The organism is Mesorhizobium sp. M7A.F.Ca.CA.002.04.1.1, assembly GCF_004022805.1.
In the GTDB taxonomy this organism is placed as follows: Bacteria; Pseudomonadota; Alphaproteobacteria; order Rhizobiales; family Rhizobiaceae; genus Mesorhizobium; species Mesorhizobium ciceri.
Map to the genome: position 1 here is coordinate 1 of NZ_RZPL01000498.1, position 4,398 is coordinate 4,398.

Annotated in this window: 6 protein-coding genes; 5 read left to right on the top strand and 1 reads right to left on the bottom strand. The window is 63.1% G+C overall.

Going from position 1 to position 4,398, the window contains the following annotated elements; all coding sequences use genetic code 11:
* From ENZ75_RS22650 to ENZ75_RS22660, 3 genes are all read left to right on the top strand, one after another.
* Window positions 1–252: diguanylate cyclase (locus ENZ75_RS22650; protein WP_128278327.1), on the top strand; the 252-nt coding region annotated here is incomplete at its 5' end.
* A 194-nt stretch (window positions 253–446) separates the two neighbouring features.
* The gene (locus ENZ75_RS22655; RefSeq protein ID WP_082826619.1) at window positions 447–623 is read left to right on the top strand and encodes a hypothetical protein; all 177 of its coding nucleotides are present in this window, start codon (window positions 447–449) and stop codon (window positions 621–623) included.
* Window positions 620–2,059, top strand: coding sequence for a GMC family oxidoreductase (locus ENZ75_RS22660; RefSeq protein ID WP_128278328.1), 1,440 nt, complete (start codon window positions 620–622; stop codon window positions 2,057–2,059). Before ENZ75_RS22655 ends, ENZ75_RS22660 begins: the two co-directional genes overlap by 4 nt.
* 121 nt (window positions 2,060–2,180) lie before the next feature.
* Here ENZ75_RS22660 and phhA read toward each other — a convergent pair whose 3' ends face one another.
* Entirely contained in the window at window positions 2,181–3,017 is an 837-nt protein-coding gene (gene phhA / locus ENZ75_RS22665) for a phenylalanine 4-monooxygenase (protein WP_063169722.1), read from the bottom strand.
* A gap of 136 nt (window positions 3,018–3,153) precedes the next feature.
* Here phhA and ENZ75_RS22670 point away from each other — a divergent pair, with 136 nt between their 5' ends.
* Window positions 3,154–3,630: an Lrp/AsnC family transcriptional regulator gene (locus ENZ75_RS22670; protein WP_024502088.1), complete on the top strand. Its 477-nt coding sequence runs from the start codon at window positions 3,154–3,156 to the stop codon at window positions 3,628–3,630.
* A gap of 117 nt (window positions 3,631–3,747) precedes the next feature.
* A partial coding sequence (locus ENZ75_RS22675) for a cobalamin-dependent protein (RefSeq protein WP_206617079.1) occupies window positions 3,748–4,398 on the top strand: 651 nt, incomplete at its 3' end.

Sequence of the window (4,398 nt, forward strand, 5' to 3'; positions counted from 1 at the left end):
TTTCTGGTTGGCGCCACCGAGCAGGAGGCCAAGCGCGTCGCCGAGCGCATTCGCCGCGAAGTCGAGCTGATCCGCTTCCGGCCCGTCGACGAGCGGACCATTCCGCTCACGGTCAGCATCGGCGGTACTGTCTGCGGCGAGGAAGCCAGCGTGTCGGAGTTGATGCGCGCCGCCGACCGGCGCCTCTACCAGGCCAAGCACCAGGGCCGTAACCTGACGATCATCGACACCGGCATTTCCGAGGCGGCGTGATCCGATCTGCCGCAACCGGCCTGTTAAGAAAACTCTAACCCTGTTTGCACTCGGTTGTACCGCTTAGCCGGGTTTTCACTGCTTTGCGGCCAGACTTGGCACGATACTGGCTTCCACGGTGATGCATGTGTCGTTCCGGGAATTGCCGTTCTGGGAACGCCATGCAGTGCCGAAGCCCAGCCGAGAGACCAGCCATGAGTTTCATCATCAAGAAAATGTCACGCCGCGCGCTCGTGCAGGCGTTGATCGCATTGCCTGCCCTGTCCTTGTTCCGCAAGCTGCCTGATGCCGATGCCGCCGGTCCAAAGCCCGACCCGAACGAGATCGTCGAGGTCGATGGCTGGATCCTGAAGCGGAGCGACCTGGCATGATCTTCGACAGCTACGAGGCGTATCGCGCTGCGAACTTCACCCCGAAGGTCTGCATCCTCGGCTCCGGTCCGGCCGGCATGACCATTGCCCGCAAGCTTGGCGCGGCCGGCATTCCGGTGGTGGTGATGGAGGCCGGTCCGCGCGAATTCAGCGACGACTCGCAGGACTTTTACCGGGGCAGCACGGTCGGAGATTTCTATTTCGATCTCGACATCACCCGGCTGCGGTTCATGGGGGGCAGTTCCAACCACTGGGCAGGCTGGTGCCGCGTGCTCGACAAGCAGGATTTCGAGCCGAAGGCCTGGGTACCCGATACGGGCTGGCCGATCGCCCGCACCGACATCGAACCCTATCTGCCGGAAGTGCGCGATATTCTCGACCTTCCGGCCCTCCGGCCCGATATGCCGATCTCGGACGACATTCGCTGGGTGCAGCTGATCAAGAGCCCGGCCGTGCGCTTCGCCGAGAAGTTCGGCGATGAACTCGACAAGGCCACGAACATCGCGGTGGTGCTCAACACTTGTGCCACCGAACTTGCCGGCGACGGCAGACGCGTGACTGGCGCCAGGCTGTGGTCGAACGGACAGGATGCCGGCTCGTTCAGCGCTGACTATTTCATCGTCTGCACCGGTGGGCTGGAGAATTCGCGGCTGCTTCTGTGGTCCCACCAGCGCTCGAACGGCGGCGTCGTGCCGAATGCAACTGCGCTTGGCCGCTACTGGATGGAGCATCCGACCTTCGAGGGCGGCAACGCCATCCTGGCCGACTACAACGCGTTCGAGGTCGACGCCGTCAACGAGGCCTTCTTCTCGCCGACGTTTGCCGCCATGGAGCGGCTGCAGATCATGAACTTCGGCATCCGGCTGATCGAGACGCCGTATCCCGGGGTCAAGAGCCTTATCGCCGACCTCGCCTGCACGGCGCCCAGCATGGCGGAATGGATGTCCTACCAGCTCAGTCAGCGACTGCGCTGCGCGGCCCAGCTCTACGTCGCCTGGGAACAGGCGCCGCTGGCCTCCAACCAGATCGAGTTGTCGAAGACCGATGTCGACCATGCCGGCGTGCCGCGCATCGAACTGCACTGGAAGAAATCCGAACTGGAACATCGCACCCTTCTCGAAGGGCTCAGACTGTTCGGCGCAACGCTGATCGAGAAGAATCTCGGCCGCGTGCGCATTGCCGACTGGATCAGCAATGGTCAGGACTATCCGACCAACGACGAGACGGCGGGCCATCACCATATGGGCGGCACGCGCATGGGCACCGACATCAGCAAGAGCGTGGTCGACGCCAACTGCAAGGTGCACGGCATGGACAATCTCTATGTCGGCGGCTCCTCGGTGTTCTGCACGTCGGGTCAATGCAACCCGACGACGACGATCACCGCGCTGGCCTGCCGGCTGGGCGACCATCTCAGCAAGGTGGTCACCGCCTGACGGCTGCAGGGCAGCATGCTGCCTAGGGCAGTTCACCGTTTCACGGAACGGCGATCCGCTCTAACTCTTTGTTTGACGCAATTCCGGACGGAAAACCGTTTCACACTTTTCCTGGAATGCTCTAGAGCGTCGCCGGATCGAGCGCCGGCTGGTCCTTGCGCCGGGCGACGATTGCCGCGAAATCGGCGGTCTGGAAGGCATCGCGCAAGGCGTCGAAGGACGGCAGCACGAAATAGGCGCGCTGGAACTTGTCGATCTCGTAGCCGGTGCGCATCACCGTTTCCAGGTCGAAGGGCACGTGGTGGGCGTCCTTGCCTTCGACGGCGAACTGCAGCTCGGTAAACGACGACATAAGGCCGGCGCCAAAGGCCTTCAGCGGCTGGCCGGCCTCCCGCATCAGGCCATATTCGGCCGTGTACCAGTAGAGCCGGGAAATCATCTCGTCGCCACCCAGCGCGATGATGTCGCCGGCCTTCTCGCCATACATCTGCATGAAATCGGCGAACACCGGTTGCGACAGCGCCGGCACATGGCCGAAGAAATCATGGAACATGTCGGGCTCGACAATGTAGTCGAGCTCCTGCCTGGTCCGCAGCCAGTTGGTGACCGGGAAGCGGCGATCGGCGAGATGGTCGAAAAACGGAGCCGCGGGAATGAGCCCCGGCACCGCGACGATCTCCCAACCGGTCAGTTTGCGCAGCTTGGCGCTGACCTCGTCGAAGTCGGGAATACGGTCGAGCAGGCCGAGTTTTTCGACGCCGTCGAGGTAGGAATGGTGGGCGAGCTTGCGCGTCAGTCTGGTCTGGCGGTCGCACAGCGTGCGCCACACCGCCTGCTCTTCATCGCTGTAATCGTAACCCTGCGACACGGTGAAATCGGCACGGCAGACCGAGTAGTCGCCGCGCAATCCTTGCGCCGCGCAGTCGCGGGCGTATTCGGCAACGCTCATCGTCGTCATGGTTTTTCTCCTCGCAAAGCAAATCGCTGACGTGCTGAACGTTAAGCGGATTTGCGGAGGCGAATCGGTTTTGATGATGGCTCGAATTCGGAAATCGGGATAATATTCACTCAGAAATTCCCAGGAAGGAGTGAAAATGCCTCGATTCGATGATTTCGAGATCAAGATGCTCGATGTCCTGCAGCGCGACGGGCGCAAACCGGTTTCCGAGCTGGCGCAAGAGATCGGCCTGTCGACGACACCATGCGCGCGGCGCTTCGAGGCGCTGCAGGAGGCCGGCATCATCAAGGGATTTGCCGCCGTGATCAGCCGCCGCGCTGTCGGGCTGATGGTCGAGGTGTTCATCCAGGTGCGCCTCGTCAGCCACAGCGACGGCTCGCCCGAAAGCTTCATCGCCGCCGTGCAGCGCATGGACGAGGTTTCCTCGTGCTGGACGATGACCGGCGACCATGACTTTCTGCTGCATGTCATGGTGCCGTCGGTCGACGAGCTCAACGCTTTCGTCATGCACCGGCTGATGCGGCTCGACGGCGTGCGCGACGTCCACACGCAGTTGGTGCTGCAGAACATCAAGGGCCCGGGCCATGTGCCGCTCGGGCATCTCAGGCGATGACAATGCCTGCCCTTCGCACTCCTTGAGGAAAAGCTGCACGCAAACTGCTGAAACGGGCCAAGCACGTGTCCACATCGCCGGCCAGCTTGTGCGGACCAACTGCCCAGGAGGTCCGCCATGAAAATCGTCCTGATCAATCCGCCGCACACCGCCATCGGCAGCCGCGTGCCCGACGATCACCTGCCGCCGCTCGGCCTGCTGGCGATCGGCGGGCCGCTGATCGATGCCGGCCATCAGGTGCGCCTCGTCGACGCCGAGTTCGGGCCGATGCCGCTCGATGACGTCGTGCGCAGCGCACTGGAGGACCACCCCGACTTCGTCCTGATCGGCCATTCCGGCTCGACCTCGGCGCACCCGACCGCCTTGGTGATCGCGCGCATGATCAAGGAGCGCGAGCCGGCGACCATCATCATCTATGGCGGCGTTTTCCCGACCTATCATTGGCGCGACATCCTGGCCGCTACCGATGCCTTCGACTTCATCGTGCGCGGCGAGGGCGAAGCGACGGTGGTGGCGCTGATCGAAGGGCTGGAGATGCGCCAGCCGCCGGCGAGCGTGGCCGGCATCGCCTATCGCGACGATCTCAGCCGCCCCTTCGCCACACAGGCGGCCATGACCATTGCCGACCTCGACGCCTACCGCGTCGGCTGGGAACTGATCGACCATCCCAGTTACAGCTACTGGGGCGGCAAGCGGGCCGTGGTCATGCAGTTTTCGCGCGGCTGTCCGCATCTGTGCAACTATTGCGGCCAGCGCGGCTTCTGGACC

Bases quoted from the DNA above. Each gene is read 5' to 3' on its own strand.
- ENZ75_RS22660 (WP_128278328.1), top strand. From the start codon at position 620: ATGATCTTCGACAGCTACGAGGCGTATCGCGCTGCGAACTTCACCCCG.
- ENZ75_RS22655 (WP_082826619.1), top strand. From the start codon at position 447: ATGAGTTTCATCATCAAGAAAATGTCACGCCGCGCGCTCGTGCAGGCG.
- ENZ75_RS22670 (WP_024502088.1), top strand. From the start codon at position 3,154: ATGCCTCGATTCGATGATTTCGAGATCAAGATGCTCGATGTCCTGCAG.
- phhA (WP_063169722.1), bottom strand. From the start codon at position 3,017: ATGACGACGATGAGCGTTGCCGAATACGCCCGCGACTGCGCGGCGCAA.